Annotated in this window: 30 protein-coding genes; 22 read left to right on the top strand and 8 right to left on the bottom strand. The window is 65.0% G+C overall.

Annotated elements, in window-relative coordinates; genetic code table 11:
- Positions 1–36: 36 nt before the first annotated feature.
- Positions 37–1,026 carry an AI-2E family transporter gene (locus tag P2T57_RS13215; protein ID WP_276299681.1) on the top strand — a complete coding sequence of 330 codons (990 nt, stop codon included), beginning with the start codon at positions 37–39 and terminating at the stop codon, positions 1,024–1,026.
- 159 nt (positions 1,027–1,185) lie between these two features.
- On the opposite strand, the gene sufU is transcribed toward P2T57_RS13215, so the two are convergent.
- From sufU to P2T57_RS13200, 3 genes are all read right to left on the bottom strand, one after another.
- Entirely contained in the window at positions 1,186–1,614 is a 429-nt protein-coding gene (gene sufU / locus P2T57_RS13210; RefSeq protein ID WP_276299680.1) for a Fe-S cluster assembly sulfur transfer protein SufU, read from the bottom strand.
- A gap of 60 nt (positions 1,615–1,674) precedes the next feature.
- Positions 1,675–2,121, bottom strand: coding sequence for a hypothetical protein (locus P2T57_RS13205; RefSeq protein ID WP_276299679.1), 447 nt, complete (start codon positions 2,119–2,121; stop codon positions 1,675–1,677).
- A gap of 61 nt (positions 2,122–2,182) precedes the next feature.
- Positions 2,183–3,427: an aminotransferase class V-fold PLP-dependent enzyme gene (locus P2T57_RS13200; RefSeq protein WP_276299678.1), complete on the bottom strand. Its 1,245-nt coding sequence runs from the start codon at positions 3,425–3,427 to the stop codon at positions 2,183–2,185.
- 133 nt (positions 3,428–3,560) lie between these two features.
- Here P2T57_RS13200 and P2T57_RS13195 point away from each other — a divergent pair, with 133 nt between their 5' ends.
- On the top strand, positions 3,561–3,782 hold the full coding sequence (locus P2T57_RS13195; protein WP_276299677.1) for a hypothetical protein: 222 nt from the start codon (positions 3,561–3,563) through the stop codon (positions 3,780–3,782).
- Between the two features lie 111 nt (positions 3,783–3,893).
- Here the strand turns inward: P2T57_RS13195 and P2T57_RS13190 are convergent, their stop codons facing one another.
- Both P2T57_RS13190 and P2T57_RS13185 read right to left on the bottom strand, forming a co-directional pair.
- The gene (locus tag P2T57_RS13190) at positions 3,894–4,184 is read right to left on the bottom strand and encodes a DUF424 domain-containing protein (protein WP_276299676.1); all 291 of its coding nucleotides are present in this window, start codon (positions 4,182–4,184) and stop codon (positions 3,894–3,896) included.
- Positions 4,181–4,933: a tetratricopeptide repeat protein gene (locus P2T57_RS13185; protein ID WP_276299675.1), complete on the bottom strand. Its 753-nt coding sequence runs from the start codon at positions 4,931–4,933 to the stop codon at positions 4,181–4,183. The genes P2T57_RS13190 and P2T57_RS13185 overlap by 4 nt, the downstream gene beginning before the upstream one ends.
- 90 nt (positions 4,934–5,023) lie before the next feature.
- Here P2T57_RS13185 and thpR point away from each other — a divergent pair, with 90 nt between their 5' ends.
- From thpR to P2T57_RS13165, 4 genes are all read left to right on the top strand, one after another.
- Positions 5,024–5,581 carry an RNA 2',3'-cyclic phosphodiesterase gene (gene thpR, locus P2T57_RS13180; protein ID WP_276299674.1) on the top strand — a complete coding sequence of 186 codons (558 nt, stop codon included), beginning with the start codon at positions 5,024–5,026 and terminating at the stop codon, positions 5,579–5,581.
- A gap of 73 nt (positions 5,582–5,654) precedes the next feature.
- Positions 5,655–5,807: a 50S ribosomal protein L39e gene (locus P2T57_RS13175; protein ID WP_276299673.1), complete on the top strand. Its 153-nt coding sequence runs from the start codon at positions 5,655–5,657 to the stop codon at positions 5,805–5,807.
- Complete coding sequence (locus tag P2T57_RS13170) at positions 5,807–6,085, top strand: 50S ribosomal protein L31e (RefSeq protein WP_276299672.1); 279 nt, start codon at positions 5,807–5,809, stop codon at positions 6,083–6,085. The genes P2T57_RS13175 and P2T57_RS13170 overlap by 1 nt, the downstream gene beginning before the upstream one ends.
- Positions 6,086–6,089: 4 nt before the next feature.
- Positions 6,090–6,755 carry a translation initiation factor IF-6 gene (locus P2T57_RS13165; RefSeq protein ID WP_276299671.1) on the top strand — a complete coding sequence of 222 codons (666 nt, stop codon included), beginning with the start codon at positions 6,090–6,092 and terminating at the stop codon, positions 6,753–6,755.
- Positions 6,756–6,968: 213 nt separating this feature from the next.
- Here the strand turns inward: P2T57_RS13165 and P2T57_RS13160 are convergent, their stop codons facing one another.
- Positions 6,969–7,133, bottom strand: a complete 165-nt coding sequence (locus tag P2T57_RS13160; protein WP_276299670.1) for a hypothetical protein — start codon at positions 7,131–7,133, stop codon at positions 6,969–6,971.
- A 248-nt stretch (positions 7,134–7,381) separates the two neighbouring features.
- Between P2T57_RS13160 and P2T57_RS13155 the strand changes: the two genes are divergently transcribed.
- The 11 genes from P2T57_RS13155 (at position 7,382) to ftsY (ending at position 16,521) form a co-directional block, all read left to right on the top strand.
- Positions 7,382–7,696 (top strand): DUF8134 family protein, encoded by a 315-nt coding sequence (locus P2T57_RS13155; protein ID WP_276299669.1) that lies wholly within the window; start codon positions 7,382–7,384, stop codon positions 7,694–7,696.
- Positions 7,697–7,801: 105 nt separating this feature from the next.
- Positions 7,802–9,577, top strand: coding sequence for a nitrite/sulfite reductase (locus tag P2T57_RS13150; protein WP_276299668.1), 1,776 nt, complete (start codon positions 7,802–7,804; stop codon positions 9,575–9,577).
- A 2-nt stretch (positions 9,578–9,579) separates the two neighbouring features.
- Complete coding sequence (locus P2T57_RS13145) at positions 9,580–9,897, top strand: DUF6360 family protein (RefSeq protein ID WP_276299667.1); 318 nt, start codon at positions 9,580–9,582, stop codon at positions 9,895–9,897.
- On the top strand, positions 9,890–11,497 hold the full coding sequence (locus P2T57_RS13140; RefSeq protein WP_276299666.1) for a CbiX/SirB N-terminal domain-containing protein: 1,608 nt from the start codon (positions 9,890–9,892) through the stop codon (positions 11,495–11,497). The genes P2T57_RS13145 and P2T57_RS13140 overlap by 8 nt, the downstream gene beginning before the upstream one ends.
- Positions 11,494–12,363 (top strand): uroporphyrinogen-III C-methyltransferase, encoded by an 870-nt coding sequence (gene cobA, locus P2T57_RS13135; RefSeq protein ID WP_276299665.1) that lies wholly within the window; start codon positions 11,494–11,496, stop codon positions 12,361–12,363. The genes P2T57_RS13140 and cobA overlap by 4 nt, the downstream gene beginning before the upstream one ends.
- Positions 12,360–13,451, top strand: a complete 1,092-nt coding sequence (locus P2T57_RS13130; RefSeq protein WP_276299664.1) for an anthranilate phosphoribosyltransferase — start codon at positions 12,360–12,362, stop codon at positions 13,449–13,451. The genes cobA and P2T57_RS13130 overlap by 4 nt, the downstream gene beginning before the upstream one ends.
- 273 nt (positions 13,452–13,724) lie before the next feature.
- Complete coding sequence (locus P2T57_RS13125; RefSeq protein ID WP_276299663.1) at positions 13,725–14,165, top strand: ArsR/SmtB family transcription factor; 441 nt, start codon at positions 13,725–13,727, stop codon at positions 14,163–14,165.
- Complete coding sequence (locus P2T57_RS13120) at positions 14,158–14,589, top strand: arsenate-mycothiol transferase ArsC (RefSeq protein ID WP_276299662.1); 432 nt, start codon at positions 14,158–14,160, stop codon at positions 14,587–14,589. Before P2T57_RS13125 ends, P2T57_RS13120 begins: the two co-directional genes overlap by 8 nt.
- Before the next feature lie 199 nt (positions 14,590–14,788).
- Positions 14,789–14,965 (top strand): 50S ribosomal protein L18Ae, encoded by a 177-nt coding sequence (gene rpl18a, locus P2T57_RS13115; RefSeq protein WP_276299661.1) that lies wholly within the window; start codon positions 14,789–14,791, stop codon positions 14,963–14,965.
- Complete coding sequence (gene pfdA, locus P2T57_RS13110) at positions 14,965–15,429, top strand: prefoldin subunit alpha (RefSeq protein WP_420028543.1); 465 nt, start codon at positions 14,965–14,967, stop codon at positions 15,427–15,429. Before rpl18a ends, pfdA begins: the two co-directional genes overlap by 1 nt.
- 6 nt (positions 15,430–15,435) lie before the next feature.
- Entirely contained in the window at positions 15,436–16,521 is a 1,086-nt protein-coding gene (gene ftsY / locus P2T57_RS13105; protein WP_276299659.1) for a signal recognition particle-docking protein FtsY, read from the top strand.
- Positions 16,522–16,565: 44 nt separating this feature from the next.
- Here the strand turns inward: ftsY and P2T57_RS13100 are convergent, their stop codons facing one another.
- A complete protein-coding gene (locus P2T57_RS13100) occupies positions 16,566–16,835 on the bottom strand; it encodes a hypothetical protein (protein WP_276299658.1) in 270 nt (89 codons plus the stop codon).
- 392 nt (positions 16,836–17,227) lie between these two features.
- Here P2T57_RS13100 and P2T57_RS13095 point away from each other — a divergent pair, with 392 nt between their 5' ends.
- The 5 genes from P2T57_RS13095 (at position 17,228) to P2T57_RS13075 (ending at position 21,051) form a co-directional block, all read left to right on the top strand.
- Complete coding sequence (locus P2T57_RS13095) at positions 17,228–17,380, top strand: hypothetical protein (RefSeq protein ID WP_276299657.1); 153 nt, start codon at positions 17,228–17,230, stop codon at positions 17,378–17,380.
- Positions 17,381–17,499: 119 nt separating this feature from the next.
- Positions 17,500–18,900 (top strand): signal recognition particle protein Srp54, encoded by a 1,401-nt coding sequence (locus P2T57_RS13090; RefSeq protein ID WP_276299656.1) that lies wholly within the window; start codon positions 17,500–17,502, stop codon positions 18,898–18,900.
- Between the two features lie 250 nt (positions 18,901–19,150).
- Positions 19,151–19,750: a magnesium transporter gene (locus P2T57_RS13085; protein WP_276299655.1), complete on the top strand. Its 600-nt coding sequence runs from the start codon at positions 19,151–19,153 to the stop codon at positions 19,748–19,750.
- Positions 19,751–20,308 carry a magnesium transporter gene (locus P2T57_RS13080; RefSeq protein WP_276299654.1) on the top strand — a complete coding sequence of 186 codons (558 nt, stop codon included), beginning with the start codon at positions 19,751–19,753 and terminating at the stop codon, positions 20,306–20,308. It begins immediately after the preceding gene.
- 59 nt (positions 20,309–20,367) lie between these two features.
- A complete protein-coding gene (locus P2T57_RS13075; RefSeq protein WP_276299653.1) occupies positions 20,368–21,051 on the top strand; it encodes a hypothetical protein in 684 nt (227 codons plus the stop codon).
- Positions 21,052–21,066: 15 nt separating this feature from the next.
- Here the strand turns inward: P2T57_RS13075 and kynU are convergent, their stop codons facing one another.
- Positions 21,067–22,377, bottom strand: coding sequence for a kynureninase (kynU, locus tag P2T57_RS13070; RefSeq protein WP_276299652.1), 1,311 nt, complete (start codon positions 22,375–22,377; stop codon positions 21,067–21,069).
- Between the last annotated feature and the right edge of the window lie 182 nt (positions 22,378–22,559).

Raw genomic sequence — 22,559 nt, 5'->3', positions numbered from 1 at the left:
GTGGCCTTTAGGCCGGGATAGCATCTAGGGCGATACATGAAGGCCCGAACCGGGTTCGCGGCCATTCTGGTCGGCGTCCTCGCACTCCTCTCGTTTCTCGTCGTGAGACCCTTCCTCACCTACGTCCTCGCGGCGATGTTGCTGGCGTTCGTCCTCACGCCGGCCCAGCGCCGCCTCGAACCGGAAGTCGGTCCCCGAATCGCGGCGTTCGCGCTCGTCACGCTGACCATCTTCCTGTTCGTCGGGCCAATCGGTCTCTTTCTACAGGTCGCGCTCGGTGACATCGGCGACCTACCGAGTAGCGTGGACGACCTCCCGACGTATCAGTCGGTCGAGCGAGTGGTCGAACGAGTCATCGGCGTCCAAATCGGCGCGCGGTTCGACCAACTGCTCGGTAACTTCACCTCGGCGCTCGCCGAGCGGAGTTCCGGACTGGCGAGCGCGGGCGTCCACTTCACGCTCGGCGTCCTCCTCTTGCTGTTTCTACTCTACTACTTGCTCAAGGACGGCGACACGTTGGTCGAGTGGGCCAAGAGCGTCACCCCGCTCCCGCTGGCGGTCCAGAACGAACTCTACGCCGAGGCCGAGGAGGCCACGTGGGCGGTCCTCAAGGGTCACGTCTTCGTCGCCACCGTGCAGGGGTTCGTCTCGGGCCTCGCCCTGTTCGCGCTCGGCGTCCCGAACGCGGCGTTCTGGACCGTGGTGATGATGTTTCTGGCGATGGTTCCCATCGTCGGCGTCGCACCGGTGTTAGGCGGTGCGACTATCTATCTGGTCGTGAACGGCCGACTCGTCGAGGCCGCGCTCCTCGTGGTCTACGGCATGACGGTGGTCGCAATCACCGACGACTACCTCCGGGCGCTGGTCATCGACAAGGAGTCGTCGCTCCACTCGGGAGTCATCCTGTTGGGGGTGTTCGGCGCGGCCTACTTCCTCGGGGCTATCGGCATCTTCGTCGGACCCATCATCCTCGCGCTGTTCAAAGCGACCGTCGAGGTCTTCAGCGACTACTACGACCTCGTTTGAACCGCCGGATTGCATTCGGGAGAGCAGTCCACCGGCAAACGCCCGGCGAATCAACCGACCGTGGCGCGCTGGCCGACCAACCGGTTCTGCGGTTCGCGCTGTTCACCCAGAAAACTCGAATCGAGAATTCGCTACAGCCGCAAAAACGGATTCGGAGCGTTAGTCGTCGTCTTCTTCGGTCGTCGTCTTCTCCAGTTCCTTCTCGCCCTCGTAGATGTCCGCGCCGTCCTGCACGACCTTCTCTGCGAGGACCGCGCACTTGACCCGCATCGGGCTAATATCGACGCCGAGGAGGTCGATAACGTCGTCCCGGTCTAGCTCCTGCATCTCCTCGACGGCCATGCCCTTCAGTTCCTTGCTCAGCATGCTCGCGCTGGCTTGGCTGATAGCGCATCCGTCGCCGCGGAAGGCGACTCGTTCGATGACCTCCTCGTCGTCGTCTAACTGTACGTCTATCGTGATTTCGTCACCGCACATCGGGTTCTCGCCAGCGTGGGAGAAGGTGGCCTCCTCCAGTTCCCCGTAGTTGCGGGGATTCTTGTAGTGGTCGAGAATCTGCTGGCGGTACATGTCCGAGCCCATGCCCATTGTTACTGCGAAGTACGGGAGTCCGGCCTAAAAGGGTTGCGCAGAGGGAATTCCGGCGTCTCAGACCACGTACCCGATGAGCGCGGCGTCGATGACAAGCAGGGTAGCGACCAGCGAGTTCGTCCGGAAGGACATCTTGAGTCGGGTGGGGAGTTCCCTGACGTTCTCCTCGCGGGCACTCTTGGTCTCGTACCACGACCAGATGCTGGTCAGCGCGAAGATGCCGTAGAGGGTCATCATGGCGATGAGCGCGGTGCCCCGCGTCCCTTCCGGCAGTTCGTTGTCGTAGAGGAACAACAGCGCCGCGCCGCCGGAGGCACCCATCACCGCGATGCCGCCGAACGCGAAGTACTTCAGCGAGTCCAACACGTCCAGCGCCAACTCGGGGGACCCGTTCCGCTGGGCCGCCGGGATGACCAACATCCCGGTCACGAGGTAGCCGCCAGTCCAGAGGACGGCCATCAGTACGTGAATCGCCATCACGGCCGCAATCGTCAAGTCTACCATGTCCGGAGGGTGTGACGGAACCGCCAAAAAGCGGCCGGTTCGGACCGGCGGTCGAGACGACCTACGCGAACAACTGCCGGGCGTCGTCCACGGCCTCGACCAGTTTGTCGATTTCCTCGGTCGTGTTGTAGACGTAGAACGACGCTCGCGCCGTCGCGGCCACGCCGAGTTTGTCGTGGAGCGGTTGCGTGCAGTGGTCACCCGCCCGGATTGCGACCGCCGAGTCGTTCAGGATGGAGGTCAGGTCGTGGGCGTGAACGCTATCGAGGTTGAACGAGACCAGTCCGCTCCGGTCGGTCGGGTCGGTCGGCCCGTAGACCTCGATGTCGTCGAACTCGGCCATCCGGTCCAAGGCGTACTCGGCGAGGGTCTCCTCGTGGCGCTGAATCTCGTCCATCCCGAGGTCTTCGAGGTACTCGACCGCCTCGGCGAACCCGACGCCCTGCGCGATGAGCGGCGTCCCGGCCTCGAACTTCCACGGCACGTCGTGCCACGTGGTCTCATCGAACGAGACTTTGCGAATCATGCCGCCGCCGTACTGGAACGGTTCCATCTCGTCCAGCAGGTCGGCCTTGCCGTAGAGGCCGCCGATGCCGGTCGGTCCGAGCATCTTGTGGGCCGAGAAGGCGTAGAAGTCCGCGTCGATGTCCTTCACGTCAACCGGGCGGTTGGGCACGGCCTGCGCGCCGTCCACGAAGATGTACGAGTCGTGGTCGTGGGCGATGTCCGCGAGTTCCGAGACGGGGTTGACCGTTCCGAGCGTGTTCGAGACGTGGAGGACGCTTACCATCTCGGTGTCGTCGGTGATGAGGTCGGCGGCGGCGTCCATGTCGAGGTAGCCCTCGTCGGTGACGGGGATGAACTTCACGTCCGCACCGGTGCGCTCGCCGATTTGTTGCCACGTGACCAGCGAAGCGTGGTGTTCCATCTCGCTCAGGACGATTTCGTCGCCCGGCCCGAGTTCGTTCAGGCCCCACGCGTAAGCCACCAGATTCTCGGCCTCGGTGGTGTTTTTGGTGAAGACCATCTCCTCGCGCCCCTCGGCACCGACGAATTCCGCGACGGTATCGTGGGCCTCCTCGTAGGCTTCAGAGGCCTCTTGGCTCAACTGGTGGATGCCCCGGTGGACGTTAGCATTGTACGTCCGGTAGTAATCGGCGATGGCGTCGATAACCTGATTCGGCGTCTGACTCGTCGCGCCGTTGTCGAGGTAGACCACCTGCTCGCCGTCGAACTCCCGCTGAAGGATGGGGAAGTCCTCTCGTATGCGCTCCGGACTGAGCGCGTCCGATTTTTGCAGTCCCATTGCTCGCAAGTAGGGTTTCGAGAAAGAACATTCCTTCGGTCCCGGCGACGTTCTGTAACCGAAAGTGGTTTCGCTCACCGCCGAAGTCGGCGCACGGGAGTGGGGTTAAGACCCTGCAACCCGATGCCACCGTATGGTCTCGAAACGACGACTCGGCGCGAGTATGCTCCTGCTGGGCCTCGCGTTCGTCGGCGCATTCCACGCCGTCGCGGCCATCGCGTTCGACACCGGACTGGCCTCGGTGGGCGCTGGTCTGACCGGACTCTCGGTGGTCGCTCTGATGGTGGTCAACCTCCCGGCGCTCGGCGAGGGCGATAGCTCCGGCGACGAGACGGCCGAATCAGACGACGAGTGAGCCGTTCGAAACGATAAACCATTCCTTTGAAATTATATAGATATATCTAGAGCTTATTTTGAATGCCGAGAGAGTCGTCCGGAGACCGGAGCGCGACCAGCGACCAGCGAGCTACATTCGCAAAAACTGCGCGTGACAGGTCGTCTCCACGTCGAGGACGTTGGCCTCGTCAACGAACCCTTCTCGAATCGCCAACTCGACGGCCTCTGTCCCGACGAGGTTAGCGACCGAAGCGCGAGCGAGGCTATTCACGACGGTCTGCTCGTCGGCCTCGTCGCCGCCGTAAAACTCCTCGGTGACAGTGAGCGAGACGCCGTCGTCCTCGAACGTCTCGCCAAGCACGTCGTCGTCGCAGACCGTCACGAGGAGTCCTTCGTCGGTCTCGCGCTCGTTGAGAATCATCGCTCTTGTTCTTTCTGCTGGCGCTGTTCGATGAGTTCCTGCTCGGCCTGCTCGCGCATCTGTTCGGCCTCCTCGGCGATTTCTTCGGCCTCGTCGTACTCGCCGAGTTCTTCGAGCGCCCGAGCCTTCTCGTCCAGCACCTGCGAGTTGCGCAGACCGAGGCGAATCGCGTTCTCGATGCTGTTGAGGGCGTCCTCGGCCAGTCCGCGCTCCAGCAGGAAGAACCCGCGGTTGAACCACGCTTCGGCGAATCGCTCGTCGATTTCGACCGCCTTCTCGGCGTGTTCGAGCGCCTGCTCGCTCCGGCCCGACTCCCAGAGCGCGTAGGCCAGATTCGTCTCGGCGGTGGCGGCGTGTTCGCTGTCGTCGTCGATTCGGAGGGCCTCGCGGTAGTCGCCGATGGCGGCGTCCCACTCCTCGAGTTCGGCGTGGGCCGCACCCTTGTTGGTCCACGCTTCCTGTTCGAGTTTGCTGTCGTCGGGCGCGAACTGGGCGGCGCGCTCGAAGGTATCGGCGGCCTGTTCGTACCGGTTGATGTTCATGTAGTTCAGCGCCACGTCGATGAGTTCCTCCACGTCTACCTCGTCGCCGACGTTCTGGTCGTCCAGCAGGTCCGCGACGACGCGCGAGTCCACGGGGTCAACCTTGTCCGGGTTCACGTCGAGTTCGGGCGGGTCGAGGTCGAACTCCTCGTAGGATTCGTCGAATCCGTCGCCCTCGGAGAAGTCGTGGTCCTCTGGGTCAGTCATGTCCCGGTGTTTGGCGTTCGGCGGGGTTAAGAACTACGCTATCGAAATTCGATGCCCACCTTCAAGCCAGTTCAGGACCACGTATCGACCATGAGACTTTTCGTCAGCATCGACCTGCCCGACGAGTTCACCCCGGAAGTCGAGGCCGTCCAAGACGAGTTCGCCGAGGCCTCTGGACTCAACTTCACCGACCCCGAACAGGCCCACGTCACGCTCAAGTTCCTCGGCGACGTGAGTCAGGGGAAACTCCCGCGAGTCAAGAACGCTATCCGACGCGCGGTCGATTCGTCGGGCGTCGAACCCTTCGAGGCCACCTACGAGGACCTCGGCGTCTTCCCGGACCTCGGGTACATTCAGGTCGTCTGGCTCGGGGTCGGCGAGGGGAGCGACGAGATGGGAGTCCTCCACGAAAACATCGAGCGCGAGGTGACGCGACTCGGCTTCGACCCCGAGGACCACGAGTTCACGCCACACGCCACTCTCGCCCGGATGGAACACGCTGGCGGCAAGGAGTTGGTCCAAGAGAAGGTCGAAGAACTCTCGCCGACAGTCGGCACGACCGAGGTCACGGAGGTCCGACTGACCGAGAGCGTGCTGACCGACGACGGGCCGGAATATTCGACCGTCGAGTCGTTCCCCTTGGAGTGACCGAGCGACTCGCGGGGCGGACCGGCCGCAAAGGAACAAGATTTTAAGCCACGGTAGGGAAGTACGTGGTACCATGAGTAAAAAGTCGAAGGCGCAGAAAAAGCGCCTGTCCAAGCTCGACCGACAGAACAGTCGCGTTCCGGCGTGGGTCATCATGAAGACCAACCGCGAGACGCAACGCAACCCCAAGCGCCGAAACTGGCGGCGTAACGACACGGACGAATAATGAGCGCGAACGACTTCGAGGAGCGCGTCATCACGGTACCGCTCCGAGACGCCAAGGCCGAAGCCAAGCACAAGCGCGCCGACAAGGCCATGACCATCGTCCGCGAACACCTCGCCCAGCATCTCAAGGTCGAGGAGGACGAGGTTCGACTGGACCCCTCCATCAACGAGGCCGTCTGGTCGCGCGGTCGCAAAAAGCCCCCGAGCAAGCTTCGCGTTCGCGCCGCCCGATTCGAGGAAGAGGGCGAGACCATCGTCGAAGCGGAACACGCAGAGTAGAGCTTTGCTCCGCGCCGCCTTTTTCGGGTCGTCGTACGTCGGGGTTTTCGCTCGCGCGACTGACGAGTACCTGCTGGCCCGGCCGGACTTGGACGACGATGTGGTCGCTGACGTGACCGACGAACTCGACGTCGAAGTCGTCCGGACCAACGTCGGAGGCTCCTCGACCGTCGGCGCGCTCGCCGTCGGGAACGAGAACGGCCTGCTGGTCAGCAGTCGCGTCACCGACCGCGAGCGCGACCGCATCGAGGACGCCGTGGACGCCGACGTGACGGAACTCCCCGGCAAAATCAACGCCGCGGGGAACGTGGTCCTCGCCAACGACAACGGGGCCTACGTCCACCCGGACCTCCCGCGCGACGCCGTGCAGGCGGTCAAAGACGGGCTAGAGGTCGAGGTGGAACGCGGCGAACTCGCCGACGTGCGCACCGTCGGCACCGCCGCCGTCGCCACGAACGAGGGCGTCCTCTGTCACCCCAAAACCACCGACGCGCAACTCGACCGACTCGAAGACGTACTCGACGTGCCCGCCGACATCGGCACCATCAACTACGGTGCCCCGCTGGTCGGGTCGGGCTTGCTGGCCAACGAGAACGGCTACGTCGTCGGACAGGAGACGACCGGGCCGGAACTCGGACGCATCGACCAAGCGCTCGGCTACATCGAGTAGTCCGTTTTCGCTCGGGACGCGAAACTCGACGTTTTCTCCGTCTTTCTTCTTCGTAGTCCGCGATGGTTCTGTAAGCCCGTCGATTGTTCGAAAAAGGAATTATATGTGTTTTCTTGAGACTCCTCTCTAATTGTATCGGAATCTTCTATATTTGTATCAGGTAGAGAAACGTAGCCGAAGATTCGAGCGCGGAGGACACTCCCGGCCATCCCCCTACTCCTCGTCGTTCTCGCGGCGCTCGCTCAGGTGTTCCCAAATCTCGGTACACCCCGACCCGTCTTCGAGGCCGTCCAAGTGACTCCGGTCGTCGTCGGCGGGGGCGTCCTCGGGCGACTCGTCGCTGTCGGACCGCTCTGTCAGTTCCTCGTCGGCAGTCATCGTCTCGGCGTAGGGGAACGCCGGGTAAAAGGCCGCGCTCGCCCGTAATCGCTACCGATGCTCGCACGCCGCGGTGGTTTTGTCCGGTTCCCGCGACGGGCCGGGATTCGGCCGAGGACCCCGGAACCGGCCGGACACGAACCCTACCGGTCGGTTCGGCACCGAGAGCGCGTCACCGAGTTCCGCGACAGTCGGCAAGCGTCGCGGGCGACGACACGCTTACCGCCGGTCTGGCCCTCGACGCTGGCATGGTCGTCTCTATCCACCAGTTGGACGACGGCGCGTGGCTCAGCGTCAACGACGAGCGGTCGGTCCCCGTCAGCGAGTTGTGGCTCCTCGGACAGCACGACTTCTGTGACTGCGACCTCGCCGATTTCCTCGCCGAGGGGTTCGTGGAGGTCGGCGTCGAGTGGCCCGCGGTCGAGGCCCGCGTCGCCGGTCAGTGCGTCGCCTGCGGCGCGAGCGGCGTCACCGATTGGCTGACGCTCGGACGAGTGGACCGCGACACAGGACGGCTTCGACGGGTCGCCTTCTCGGCGGTCCAGTTGCCGAGGAGGACCTGACCGGGCGGCGTCCTCGACGCCGGCAACACCCGCCGATTGGCGGGAGCGTCGGGGAAGTTTGACGGGGGAACCGGCGCTTTAGGGGTGGGTCGCATTCTCTCGCCCATGCCGAGTAAGGTCGAAGGCTGGAAGGACGAAGCGTACGGGACGGAGGTCCGAGACAGCCTCTACGAGTTCGCCGACGAGGGCTGGGACGCCATTCCCGACGACGAGCAGGACGCGTGGTTCGAGCGGTTCAAGTGGTGGGGACTGTACCACCAGCGGAAGGGCCAAGAGTCGTACTTCATGATGCGCGTCGGGGTGCCGATGGGCCGACTCACGCCCGAACAGCTACGGACCATCGGTGAAGTCGCTCGGGAGTACGCCATCGGTCCGGTCGAGAATCCCGAGTTCGGCGCGGCCTACGCCGACTTCACGACGCGCCAGTCGGTCCAACTCCACTGGATAAAAATCGAGGACGTGCCCGACATCTTCGAGAAGTTGGAGGCGGTCGGTCTCGGGACGATGCAGGCCTGCGGCGACTCGTGGCGCAACATCGTCGGGTCGCCGGTCGCGGGGCGGGACGCCGACGAACTCCTCGACGTGTGGCCCATCGTGCAGGACCTCCACGACGAGTTCAAGGGCAACGACCTCTACGCCAACCTGCCTCGCAAGTGGAAGGTCGCCGTCACGGGCGACACCCGCGGCGCGGGACAGGGCGACATCAACGACCTCGCCTTCGAACCCGCCGTGAAAAATATCGACGGCGAAGAAGTCGCGGGCTTCAACGTCCGAGTCGGGGGCGGTCTCGCCCGGAAAGAGCCGCGATTCGCCCGCGACATCGACGTGTTCTGCCGGCCCGAGAACGCCAGCGAGGTCGCGGCGGGCCTCTCGGGACTGTTCCGCGACCACGGCGACCGCGAGGACCGATTCAACGCCCGGATGAAGTTCCTCGTGGACGAGTGGGGTCCCGAGGAGGTCCGCGAAGTCCTGCAAGACGACTACGTGGACTACGAACTCCCGACCGCCGGCGAAAATCGGCGCGACCAGTACGACTACAACGCCGGACGCGCCGACGCGCCGGGCGATTACGTGGGCGTCCACGACCAACACGACGGGAACCACTTCGTCGGTCTCTCGGTATTGGTCGGTCGGATGGGCGCGCAAGAAGTCATCGAACTCGCCGACCTCGCCGACGAGTACGGCTCGGAGATGATTGGCCTGACTCAGCGCCAGAACGTCATCGTCGGCGACATCGCCTCCGAAGACCTCGGTTCCTTCCTCGACGAGCAACTGCTCGACTCCTACTCGCCCGACCCCCATCCCTTCCTCCGTGGGTCCATCGCCTGCACCGGCACCGAGTACTGCTCGCTGTCCATCGTGGAGACCAAAAACCGGATGGTCAGGTACGCCCGCTGGCTGAAAGCGAACGTCCCGGTGCCGGAAGGCGTCGAGGACTTCCACATCCACCTCTCCGGGTGTACCGCCTCCTGCGCCCAGCCCCAAATCGCGGACATCTCGCTCCGGGGAATGAAAGCCCGCAAGGACGGCGAACCGGTCGAGGCCTTCGACGTGGGTCTGGGCGGCGGCCTCGGCGAGAACCCCGAGTTCGCCGACTGGGTGGAGATGCGCGTCCCGGCCGACGAGATTCCCGGCTACGTCCGAAATCTGCTGTCCGCCTACGAGGACCAGCGCGAGGAGGGCCAGAGCTTCCGCGATTTCGTCCGAGAGCGCGACGAGGACGAGATGCAGGCCCTCGCCGACCCCGAGGAGACCGACTACGACGACCCCTACATGCACAACACGAAGATGACGTGGTACCCCTACGCCGACGAAGACGACATGACCGACTCGCCCGCGCCGACCGACGCCCGAGGCGACCCCATCACGAGCGACGATTGAGCATGGTAGACCGCCTACTCAAAGTCAACGCCTACACGACCCTCGACCTCGTGGACGCCAGCGCCGAGGGCCACGACTTCGCCGAATCGGCCCGCGCCGTCCTGAACGTGACCGCGCCCCGGAACGACCCCGAGAAGGTGGAACTCCAGTTGGAACTCGACAACACCCAACTCGACCGCCTGCCGGCCCACGCCGACAGCGTGGACCTCTCGGCCGAACAGGCCCGGAAAGTCGCCGCAGACCTCGAAAAGTACGCCGCGAAAGTCGAGCAGGCTCAGCGAAACGCCGCCGAAAATCGCGCGGAGGAGACCGATGACTGAGCAGGCCCTCGTCGTCGCGGGCCACGGTTCGCACCGAAATCCGGACTCCTCGACGCCGGTCCACCGCGCCGTCGAAGCCATCCGCGAGCGAGGCAGTTTCGCCGAGGTCCGCCCGGCGTTCTGGAAGGAGGCCCCCTCGATTCGGAACGTCCTGCACACCGTGGACGCCGACGAGGCCATCGTGGTCCCCCTGTTCGTCAGCGAGGGCTACTTCGTGGACCAAGTGCTTCCGCGGGAGTTCGCCCTCGGCGAGGCGGACCGGGCGGGCGGCAACCTGCTGGGCGACGAACCGCCGAGCGACGACCCCCTGAGGGTCCGGTACGCCGACCCAATCGGCACCCATCCCGCGATGACGGACGTAATCTCGGCCCGCGCCCGCCGGATGCTGGACGACGACCCCGCGGAACCCGGAGAGACCGCGCTCGCGGTAATCGGCCACGGCACCGAGCGCAACCCCAACAGCGCCGACGCAATCTACAGTCACGTCGAAGCCCTGCGGGACCGCGGCACCTTCGCCGAAGTCGGCGCGCTGTTCATGGACGAAGCGCCCTCCGTCGAGGACGCCCGCGAGCAGTTCGACGCCGACGAGTTGGCGGTCGTCCCGCTGTTCGCCGCCGACGGGTTTCACACGCAGGACGAGATTCCGGAACTACTGGGCCTGACCGACGAACCCAGAGCAGACTACCCCGTTCCGGGCACGGTCGGGGACCGCCGAATCTGGTACTCCTCGGCGGTCGGCACCGACCCGCTCGTGGTCGATGTCGTGCTGGAACGCGCCGAGGAGGCCGGGGCGAATCTCGACGCCGCGGGGGCGTCCTCCCGACCGGTCCGCGAGGAGGCCGGCGAGGCCTTCGTCTCGTGGGTCGAGAGCGAGGGAGCGACCGTCTGGGGCGAACTCGCAGTCACGCAGACCGAGAGCAACGAGTACGAACTGCGCCACCGCGAGGACCGAGACGCCCCGACAGACCACCTCGACGCGCTCGCTCTCGGCGACCTGCGCGAGACGGTCCGGGACGCCGACGACGGACGCTACCGACCCTTCGCCGGCGAGGAGACGCTTCCGACGGGGTGGGTCTGCTCGGGCCTCGACCGGGGTGGTCTCCTCGGGGCGGTTTCGACTGTCTACCCCGCCGGAGTCGAGCATTGGGCCACCGAGCGCGCTGGGAACCTCGAACCGGTCCCCTTCCGCGCCGTCGCCGACCGCCAGACGGGCATCTACGACTGCGTGGCCGACCTCTCCCGCGAGGAACTCGAACGAACCGTCGAGGCCTGCTGTGGCAACTGCGCGAAGCGCCGCGAGTGGGCCGAGAGCGAAGGCGAGGACCCCGAATCGCTCGGCGACGACGCCGCATCAGATTCCGAGGGCGGGGACCTTCCCTGCTGTGAACCGTGTTCGTTCCTCGTCGCCGCTGGCCGCGAATTTCTCCAGCACGAGCGCGACGGAACTGAGACCGCCACCGACGAATCGCATTCCGACCGACCCGACGCCGCCGTCCCGCGGGGCGACCTGACCGACCCGGCGAACGTCTACCGGGTGCGCTACCGGCGGGCCAGCGGCGTCTCCGACACCCCAAATCACGACCGCCGACCAGAACCATGAGCCACGCGACAGATACCACCGGAACCGTCTACCTCGTCGGCGCAGGCCCCGGCGACCCCGAACTGCTGACCGTGAAGGCCCGGCGACTGCTGGACGAGGCCGAGGTGGTCCTCCGCGACAACCTCGTCGGAGAGGCCATCGTGGAATCGCTCCCCGACCGAACCGCCGTCGAGAACGTGGGCAAGCGCCCCGGCGGCGACAGGACGCCCCAAGCCGAAATCAACGACCGACTCGTCCGCCACGCCAGAGCGGGCCGGGACGTGGTGCGACTCAAGGGCGGCGACCCGACCCTGTTCGGGCGCGGCGGCGAGGAGGCCGAACACCTCGCCCACCACGGCGTCCCCTTCGAGTTCGTGCCCGGCGTGACGAGTGCGATTGCCGGGCCGAGCGCCGGCGGGATTCCGGCGACCCACCGAGACCACGCCTCTGCTCTCGCGGTCGTCACGGGCCACGAGGACCCGACCAAGCCCGACAGCGCGATAGACTGGGAATCACTCGCAAACATCGTCTCGGCCGGCGGGACCCTCGTCGTCCTGATGGGCGTGGGGCGACTGCCCGACAACGTGTCGGCGCTGAAATCCCACGGCGTCGGCGACGAGACTCCGGTGGCGATGGTCGAGCGCGCCACGCTGGACGACGAGCGAACCGTCATCGGGACGCTGGATACCATCGTGGACCGGGCGCGGCGGGTCGGCATCGAACCGCCCGCCGTCACCGTGGTCGGCGAGGTCGTGAACGTCCGCGAGACAGTCGCGCACTGCCTCGGCAGTGGAGCGGCGGGCGAGAGTGGAGCGCCGGGCGAGTGGAGTCCCGCCGCGAGCGCGGCGAGTCCCGCCGAGGAGGAAATCGAGGTGAACCAGCAGTGAGCGGGAAAGAGGTCGGCGAGCGTCCCGTCTCCGGCGAGTGGCCGCTGAAGCGCCTCCTGACCGAGGTAATCGGCTCCGGGCCGAAGACCGCCGACGACATGAGCTACGAGCAGGCCAGAGAGTCCTTCGAGCGCGTGCTGGTCGGCAATCCGGCCTCGGCGACACTCGGGGCCTTCCTGCTGGCGAATCGCTGGAAGGAGAGTACGCCCGAGGAGTTGGCCGGGTTCGCCGACGCGATGCGAGACCGGTCGGTCGAATCAGTTGCGCCCGAGGCCGACCCGGTGGACTGCGGCGCGAACTACGACGGCAAGCGGAAGACCGCGATTCTGGGGGTCGCGGCCGGGTTGGTCTCCGCCGAGGCCGGGGTGCCAGTCGTGGTCCACAGCGGTCCCGACCTGCCCGCCAAGCACGGCACGACCTACCGGGACGTGCTGGACGCGCTGGGGGTCGCCACCGGCCTCGAACCCGAAGCGAGCGCGGAGATGGTGGACGAGGTGGGATTCGGATTCTACGCCCAGTCGAAGTTCAACCCGCGAGTCCACGACCTGCGACCGACCCGCGAGGAGGTCGGAGTCCGGACCTCCATCAACACCGTCGAGACGCTGGCGAACCCCGCCGACGCGCCGGTCCACTTCGGAAGCTTCTACCACCTCTCCTACGCCGAGCGCATCGCCGGGACGGTTCGGGAGAGCAGGGAGTTGCCCTTCGAGCGCGTCGTGATGGCACAGGGCATGGAGGGCTACGACGACGTGCGCCCCGGCACGACCCGCATCGCCGAGTGGGACGAGTCGGTGGGGGGCGAAATCGAGGACGGCGCGGTCGAGACGGCCGACTTCGGCGCGGACTTCGAGCGCGAGGCCCTCCGGGTCGCGGACCTCGCGGAGGATTCCGCCAGTGTTACTGAGGAGGTCCTCGCCGGCGAGCGAGACGGTCCGTTCGCCGACGCAGTGGTCCTCAACGCCGGGTTCCGAATCTACGCCGGCGGCGGCGCAGAGTCGGTCGGCGATGGCGTCGAGCAGGCGCGAGACGTGCTGGCCGACGGAGCGGTCCGCAATCGACTCGACGCACTCCGGAACTTCGAGCCGTGAGGACGAGGGCGCTCGGTGACACTTTCCACGAGGACGCGCCCGGTAGAACAGGCGACGGGTGGGATGAAGCGGCCGGGGCTTCGATAAACAAACACCACACCGGTTCTGCTGTTCAGCCTCACGACAACATCTGATTACTCGACAGGAGCATTCTCACACAGACCCGACGTTCTCACCATCAGTTCTCGCTCTACTGCCGATTCAGAACGCAACGAAGTCGAATACGGAGAAGACACCGAACACTTATCTGAACACCTGTGCAATCGTTTGCCAATGGCTCAAGCCAACGACCGCCTCCGGCGACTCCTCGCCGACGAACTCGAGGAGTGCTGTGAGGCCGACGTGGAAGCCCGACTCGCCGACCTGCGCGAACTCGACGCCGCGACCGCTGACGAGGAGGTCGCCGAGCGCGTCCGGGTGCTGTCCGCGCTCGCCAGCGACACCCGGTATCGAATCGTGCGACTCCTCGCAGAGGCCGACGACGACCTCTGCGTCTGCGAGTTATCGCCGCTGTTGGACGTGAGCGACAGCGCGATTAGCCACGCGCTGTCGGAGTTGACCGACGCCGGACTGGTGGCCCGCCGCAAGGAGGGCAAGTGGCGCTACTACCGACCGACTGGGAAAGCCGAGCGGGTCCTCGGGGCGCTCGGGGCGGACAGCGAGGAGGACCGAGACAAGAAAGGAGAGGGCAAGGAGGACCGGGACGATGAGTGAGGGAACGCGAGTCGCGTTCGTCTGCGTCCAGAACGCCGGGCGGAGCCAGATGGCGACCGCCCTCGCGGAGCGTGAAGCCCGCCAGCGAGGACTGGAGTGGCTGGAAATCACCACCGGCGGGACCGACCCAGCGGACCACGTTCACGACGAAGTGGTCGAGGTCATGGCCGAGCGCGACTTCGACCTCGCCGACCGAACGCCCCGCGAGGTGACCCACGAGGACCTACAGAACTGCGATTACGTCATCACCATGGGGTGTTCGGCCAAGGACGTGTGCCCGGCGACGTGGTCGGGCGAGAACCGCGACTGGGGGCTGGACGACCCCGACGGGCAGGGCCTCGACGCCGTGCGCGAGATTCGAGACGAAATCGAGGAGCGCGTCGCCGACCTGTTCGCGGAGCTACAGCGCGACCACGAGAACTAACTATTTAATTGTTTAGAGATTATTTTTCTATATTTGAGAATCATTTTCGAACTTCTCGGTGGGAGGGACGCCCGGCGTCCTCCGAGAATCGCCGCCGTCTGAAACCGCCACCGACCGGAACCGCCGTCCCCGCGACCGGATTGGATTTCTCCGTCCCCGAGTAGGAAGATTCTTCCCTCCGCGCGTCCCAGATTGCCCCATGAGTGAGTTTACTGTTCGCGGCAAGTTCCAAGCCCGTGACGGCTGGCAGGAGTTCGAGACGAGCATCGACGCAGACAACGAGGACGTAGCCGAGGAGCGCACCTACACCAACTTCGGTAGCTACCACGGTGTAAAGCGTACCCAGATTGAGGTCGAGGAGGTCGAAGCACAATGATGGGCGGTGGCGGAAACCCCGAGCTTCAGGAGCTGTCCCAGCAACTGCAGGAACTCGAAGAACAGCAGGAAGCCCTCGAAGACGAGGTTGATGACCTCCAAGACGAGAAGGACGACATCGGCGAGGCCATCGACACCATCGACGCCCTCGAAACCGGTTCGACGGTGCAGGTCCCGCTCGGCGGCGGCGCGCACGTCCGCGCAGAGGTGCAGGACCTCGACGAAATCGTCGTGGAACTCGGCGGCGGCTACGCCGCGGAGCGCGACGAGGAGAACGCGGTCGAGACCCTCGAAAACAAGCAGGACACCCTCGACCAGCGCATCTCGGAACTCGAAGACGAGATTAGCGACGTCGAGGAGGAGAGCGCGGAACTGGAGCAGAAGGCCCAGCAACTCCAGCAACAGCAGATGCAACAGCAGATGCAACAGATGCAGGGCCAGCAGGAAGAAGGCGAGGACGAGTAACCGGCGATGTTCGATAGCCTGAAGGACAAACTCGGGAGTTTCCGCAAAGACGTAGAGGAGACGACCGAGGAGAAGGCCGAGGAAGCCGAGGCTGAAGCAGAAGCCGAGGCCGACGCCGGGACAGAACCGGCGGAGACCACTGCCGAGTCGTCGGACGCGCCCGACGATTCGGAGTCCGAGGAGGACGATTCGTCGTCCAGCCGTGGGTTCGCGCAGAAGGCCAAGTCGTTCGCCAAGGGCGAAATCGTCATCGAGGAACAGGACGTCGAAGACCCCCTCTGGGAGTTGGAGATGGCCCTGCTGGAGAGCGACGTGGAGATGAACGTCGCCAACGAGATTCTGGAGAACATCCGGGAAGACCTCGTGGGCGCGACCCGGTCGTTCAACTCCGAGACCGCAGACGTGGTCGAGGACGCGCTCGCCGACTCGCTATTGAAGGTCATCTCGGTCGGCCAGTTCGACTTCGACCAGCGAATCGCCGAGGCGGACAAGCCCGTGACCATCATCTTCACGGGCGTCAACGGCGTCGGCAAGACGACCACCATCGCCAAGTTGGCCAAGTACTTCGAGAAGCGCGGCCTCTCGACGGTGCTGGCCAACGGCGACACCTACCGCGCTGGGGCCAACGAGCAGATTCGAGAACACGCTGACAACCTCGACAAGAAGCTCATCGCCCACGAACAGGGCGGCGACCCCGCGGCGGTCATCTACGACGCCGTGGAGTACGCCGACTCCCACGACATCGACGTGGTGCTGGGCGACACGGCCGGTCGGCTACACACCGACGAGGGTCTGATGGACCAGTTGGAGAAAATCAACCGCGTGGTCGGCCCGGACATGACGCTGTTCGTGGACGAGGCCGTGGCCGGACAGGACGCGGTTCAGCGCGCCAAGCAGTTCAACGACGCCGCCGAAATCGATGGCGCAATCTTGACGAAGGCCGACGCCGACTCGCAGGGCGGCGCGGCAATCTCCATCGCCCACGTCACCGGGAAGCCGATTCTTTTCCTCGGCACCGGGCAGGGCTACGACCACATCGAGCAGTTCGACCCGGAGAATCTGGTCGAGCGACTCCTCGGCGACGAGGAGTAGCGACGCCACGCAGGCGACTCACGTTTCGTCGCCCGCGTCCGTTTTCACCCGTACCAGCCTCGGACAGCCACGACGACGTTCACCGCGATGAGCGCCGTCGCCACGAGGCCGAGGGTGAACAGTTCTGCCGGGAGATTCCGAAACAGGACCCAGTAGGCCACCGAGAGAAATCCGATGGCGGCGACGATGTTGTAGGCGTCGGCCGCCAGTTCGCCTGCCAATCCGGTCGTCCCGCCGGTCGAGTCGCCGGCAGAGTTTCGTTCGCCGTTCGTTCCGACCGAGTTATCGCGTGCCTTGTTTAAATCGCGTGCCATGCATTGAAGATATGCGAGCGCAGATTTCTGACGGGACGATATAAGCGTATCGGCCGATTTCGACGTAAGTACAGTTCAATCCGGGAAGTTGCCGACAGACATCGGCGTTGAACCGCAAAAGTCACTCGAAAGCGAGAGATGTCACTATCGGGAATCGCACTTCGTGAGAAATCCGCGCGGTGTCCTAGCACCGCGCAACCGCGATGTGGATACTCTCTGGTTGCGACGACTGAACCGCTCTCAGTCTTCGACTACGTGGTATACTTGCTTACGATAATACTTATACATTCTGATTGCCAAAATAGTCGTGATAGCCTACTTTTGTAATATTTAAAAGAGGACGAGGAGAACAGTTCGTTGCGCGGTGTCCTAGCACCGCGCGTGAGAAACGAATGATGTGGACATCTCTACTGCTGGTTGTGATGATAATCGCCGGTCTCCTCGGTCTTCGGCTCGTGCCGAAGCGTTGGGACAGCGTTGACCTGAAGGTCAGGCCATGGGGTCTGACCGTGTCGGCGGACAGCGACCCCGAGGACCCCGAGTAGAGAGGGGTCCCCGCCTTGGTCGGATTTCGGCATGGGGTGTTCTCGGTCTGATACTCGTCGCTACGCCACGAAGGCTAGAAAAAGCCTTTAACGCCCACGCGGCCTATCGGTAGGTAACAATGGTACTCGACGACCTCGGAAGCTCTCTCCGTGACTCTCTCGGAAAGCTCAGCGGGCAGACCCGCGTGACCGAGGAGGACATCGAAGAAATCGTCAAGGAGATTCAGCGGTCGCTCCTGCAGGCCGACGTCGAAGTCAGCCTCGTGATGGACCTTTCCGACTCCATCAAGGAGCGCGCGCTGGAGGAGGAACCGCCCGGCGGCACCTCGGCGCGCGACCACGTGCTGAGCATCGTCTACGAGGAGATGGTGGACCTCGTGGGCGAGAGTACGGACATCCCGCTGGAGAACCAGACCATCCTGCTGGCCGGCTTGCAGGGGTCCGGGAAGACCACCACGTCAGCGAAGATGGCGTGGTGGTTCTCGAAGAAGGGGCTTCGCCCCGCAATCGTCCAGACCGACACCTTCCGGCCCGGTGCCTACGACCAAGCCAAGGAGATGGCCGGGCGCGCCGAGGTCGATTTCTACGGCGACCCCGACGAGGAGGACCCCGTGAAAATCGCCCGCGACGGCCTCGAAGCGACCAGCGACGCCGACGTTCACATCGTGGACACCGCGGGTCGCCACGCGCTCGAAGACGACCTCATTGACGAAATCGAGGACATCGAGCGCGAGGTCAACCCCGACCGGAACCTGCTGGTCTTGGACGCCGCAATCGGGCAGGGCGCGAAGGACCAAGCCCGCCAGTTCGACGACTCCATCGGTATCGAGGGCGTCATCGTCACCAAACTCGACGGTACCGCGAAAGGTGGCGGGGCGCTGACCGCGGTCAACGAGACCGACTCGTCCATCGCCTTCCTCGGGTCCGGAGAGACGATTCAGGACATCGAGCGATTCGAGCCGTCGGGCTTCATCTCGCGGCTCCTCGGGATGGGCGACCTCAAGCAACTCACCGAGCGCGTCGAGCGCGCGATGCAGGAGACCCAAGACGAGGAGGAAGACTGGGACCCCGAGGACATGCTCAAGGGTGAGTTCACCCTCAAGGACATGCGTCGCCAGATGCAGGCGATGAACAACATGGGGCCGCTCGACCAAGTGATGGACATGATTCCCGGCATGGGCGGCGGTCTGATGGACGAACTCCCCGACGACGCGATGGACGTGACCCAAGACCGGATGCGGAGCTTCGAGGTCATCATGGACTCGATGACCGAGGCCGAACTCGAAAACCCCCGCGCCATCGGCGCGAATCAGGTCGAGCGCATCGCCCGCGGGAGCGGCAAGTCCGAGGAGCGCGTGCAGGAACTCCTCGAACAGCACAAGATGATGTCCCAGACGCTCAAGCAGTTCCAAGGCATGGGCCAAGGCAACATGGAGCGCATGATGAAGAAGATGCAGGGCGGTGGCGGCGGCGGCGGCGGTGGCGGCGGTATGGGCGGTCTGGGTCCGTTCGGCGACTGAATTCGCCTCCACCGGAGACTCGACGTAGCGGAACGAGGTCGTCGGTTCCGGCCGCACCGCCGCCGGAACGCCGACCGAAAACAAATATATTTATTTCTTCTAGATAACTATTTGTTTCTTTCTCGGTTGCAGAGACATACCTCCGCGATGTGGGCGCTCGAACTAGCCATACTTCCGTCGCCGTCGCCTCATGTCCTGCGCACCGACCGACGCACCGCTTTTTTGTCCGGGCGACGTGAGGTGTGAGTAGATGTCCGTCCGCGAAGTCGCCGCGCAGGCGTATCGAGAGGCCCTCCCCGCGCTGGCCACGAGCGTCGTCGGCGGCCTGTTCGCCGGGGTCGTCCTCGGCGGGATGCGCGCCGAACTGCGGGCCGTACCGGGCCTGCTGGTGCTGGTGCCGGCCCTGCTGGCGACTCGCGGGAACGTCTACGGGTCGCTCGGCGCGCGTCTCTCGACCGGTCTCCATCAGGGGTTGGTCGAACCGGCGTTCGACTCCGCGTTCGATTCCGCGCTCAACCTCGACGACCGGGTGACCGCGGCGGTGGCCGCCGCGCTCGGAAACGGGATTCTGGCCAGTCTGTTCGCCTCGGTCGTGGCGTTTCTCGTCCTGCAACTCCTCGGCGAACCGGTCGCGCCGCTGGCGACCCTGCTGGCAATCGCGCTGGTGGCGGGCCTGCTGTCGGGAGTCGCGCTGACTGTCGCCGTCGTCTCGGTCGTGTTCGCCGGGTTCCGGCGGGGCTACAACCCGGACACGCTGGTCGGCCCGCTGGTGACGACGACCGGCGACGTGTTCGGCATCTCGTTTCTCCTGCTCGCGGTCCGGTTCGTCTTGGCACTGGGAGGAGCGTAGATGCAGACCGAGTGGAGCGTCCGAGCGATTACGCGGGCCACCCTGCCGGTCCTGCTGGCGCTCACGGTGGTCGAAATCGGGAGCGGCCTCGTGCTGGGGTCGTTCGAGGCCACCCTGCTGACCTACCCCTCCCTCCTGACGCTGGTGCCCGTGACCATCGGAACCGCCGGGAATTTGGGGAGCGTGCTGGCCGCCCGATTATCGACTGCCTTCCATCTCGGGACGCTCTCGTTCGACCCGACCGACGACCAACTCGCGGGCAACGCGGCGGCCACGATTGCGCTGGCGCTCACGATTTTCCCAGTCGTGGGGGCCGGGGCGTGGCTCCTCTCGCTGGTCCTCGGAAGCGCCCGACTGCCTCTGCTCACGGTCGTCTCGGTGGCGCTGGCCAGCGGCGCGGCCCTCGCTGTGGTCGCCATCGCGGTGACGCTGGTAGCGACCTACACAGCGTACCGGTTCGAGTTGGACCCCGACGACGTGGTGATTCCGGTCGTGACCAACGCCTGCGACGTGCTGGGCATCGTGGTGCTGTTTCTGGTCGTGCAGGTGCTGGTGTGAGTCCCCGAGGACGTGTCGGTGGCACAAGAGGTTTACCGAATCGGGAAGCAGTCTCGGCCATGCGACGCCGAACTGCCCTGAAAGCTCTCGCCAGCGCGTCGGTCGGCCTCTCGGTCGCCGGGTGTCTCGGTGCCGAGGAGGAACCCGGAACAGCGACGAGTCGCACGTCTGCGACGGCGACTCGGACGACCGAGACGGGGGAAATCAACGTGACCGAAACGACGGAAGCCTCGACTGACGACGCCCAGCAGACTCGGACGACGACCCGCGAGTGCCCGCCGAAAGGCCAGCCAGCACCCTCCTGCGGCGACGACTGGGAGCGCCTGAACGCCGGGACCTCTGGCGACGTTTCGCTAGGCACCGTCGGAGGCTTCGAGTTGACCGCCGAACCGACGACGCTCTCGCTCGGCGACTGCGTGACGTTCCGACTCACGAACACGACCGACGAGAAGTTGACGACGGGCGTTCGGGAGAAGTACGACATTCATCGCAAGACCGCCGATGGCTGGCAGTCAGTGCTGTTCACGAAGCACCGCGGCTACATCGACTTCGGCATCATGCAGTCGCCCGGCGAAGGATTCGTCTGGAAGCGCCGACTCTCGCAGGCTGGTCTCTCTGGCCACAGCGACCGCCACGAGGCCCGCGCCTGCGAACCGCTCGAACCCGGCACCTACCGGTTCGTCTACTGGGGCGGCGCGGGGAACTTCGACGCGCTCGGCGTCGAATTCGAGGTCACGGAGTAGACGGGAGGTCGCTCGCTACGTGACGCCACCGCCGCGGGTCTCGAACTGCTCGTACTCGTCGTTCTCGATGACCTGCTTCAACTGCTCGGCGACCGCCCACACGTCCTCGTAACTCGTGTAGAGCGGCGAGGGACAGATTCGGACCACATTCGGCGGCCGGAAGTCCACGACCACACCGCGCTCCTTGAGGGCCTCGCTGACCCGGTAGGCCTCGGGGTGTTCGATTGCGACGTGACCGCCTCGGCGCTCGGGATTTCGGGGCGTGCCGACCTCACAGTCGGGCAGTCGCTCGTCGGCGAGGAACGACAGGTAGTCGGTGAGCGCGAGAGACTTCTCGCGGACCGCTTCGATAGAGGTCTCCTCGAAGATTTCGAGCGACCCCGCCAGCGGCGCAGACGACAGAATCGGAATCGTCCCGATTTGGTAGGCCCCGGCGTCGTCGGCCGACGTGTACGTCGGGTTCATCTCGAACTGGGTGTCCTTGTCGTGGCCCCACCAGCCAGCGAGAGCCGGTCTGGCGTCGAAGTGGTCCTCGTTGACGTAGAGGCCCGCGATGGCTCCCGGCCCGGCGTTGAGGTACTTGTAGCTACACCAGACCGCGAAATCGACGCCGACCGCCGAGAGGTCGTGGGGGACGACGCCGACCGAGTGCGCGAGGTCGAAGCCCGCCAGAATCCCGCGTTCGTGGGCCTCGTCGGTGATTCGCTCGATGTCGAGCAACTGCCCGCTCCGGTAGAGGACCGAGGGCAGGAAGACCAGCGCGGTGTCGTCGTCCATCGCTGAGATGACGTCTTCGGTCTCGATGGTCCGGCCGTCTCTGCTCTCGACCACCGTGAGGGCCTCGTCAGGGTCCACGCCGCGCTGGCGCAACTGGGCGCGGATGGCGTAGTGGTCGGTCGGGAAGTCGAGTTCGTTCACGACGATGTTCGTGCGCTCGGCGTCCCGCTCTCGAACGCGGTCGTAGAAGGTGGCGATGAGCGTGTGGATGTTGACGGTGGTGGAGTTGGCGACGACTACCTCGGACTCGTCGGCACCGACCAGCGGAGCCAATCGGTCGCCCAACTGCTCGCCGTAGTAGAACCACGGCGGGTCGGCGTCGGTCCACCCGCGGATGGCCTGCTCTTTCCACTCGGTGACGGCCCGGTCGAGGGCCTCCTCGGCGTCCTCCGAGAGGAGGCCGAGCGAATTGCCGTCCATGTACCACTCGTCGGCGGGGTCGTAGAACCGGTCGGCGAGGTGACCGAGGGGGTCGGATTCGTCTCGTCGGGTGGCGAAGTCGGCCCCGAGTTCGAAGTCCCGGTCGCGTCCGGACTCGTCGGCGTTCATGTGGTGAGCGAGCGGTGGAATCGGGTTAGTAGTTTGGTCTTCGCAACAGTTTTTTGCGAGTTGAAGGCACGAACCCCAGAATCGCCGTGATAGTGTCTTCTGAAGCCCCTCCCGGTCGCGGTCACGCGAACGAAGTGAGTGTGACCGCGACCGGGCGGCCCCTTCATCCCACCCATGGCAGT

This window comes from Halorussus lipolyticus (genome assembly GCF_029338375.1).
GTDB lineage: Archaea > Halobacteriota > Halobacteria > Halobacteriales > Haladaptataceae > Halorussus > Halorussus lipolyticus.
This window is presented reverse-complemented; position numbering and strand designations above follow the sequence as displayed.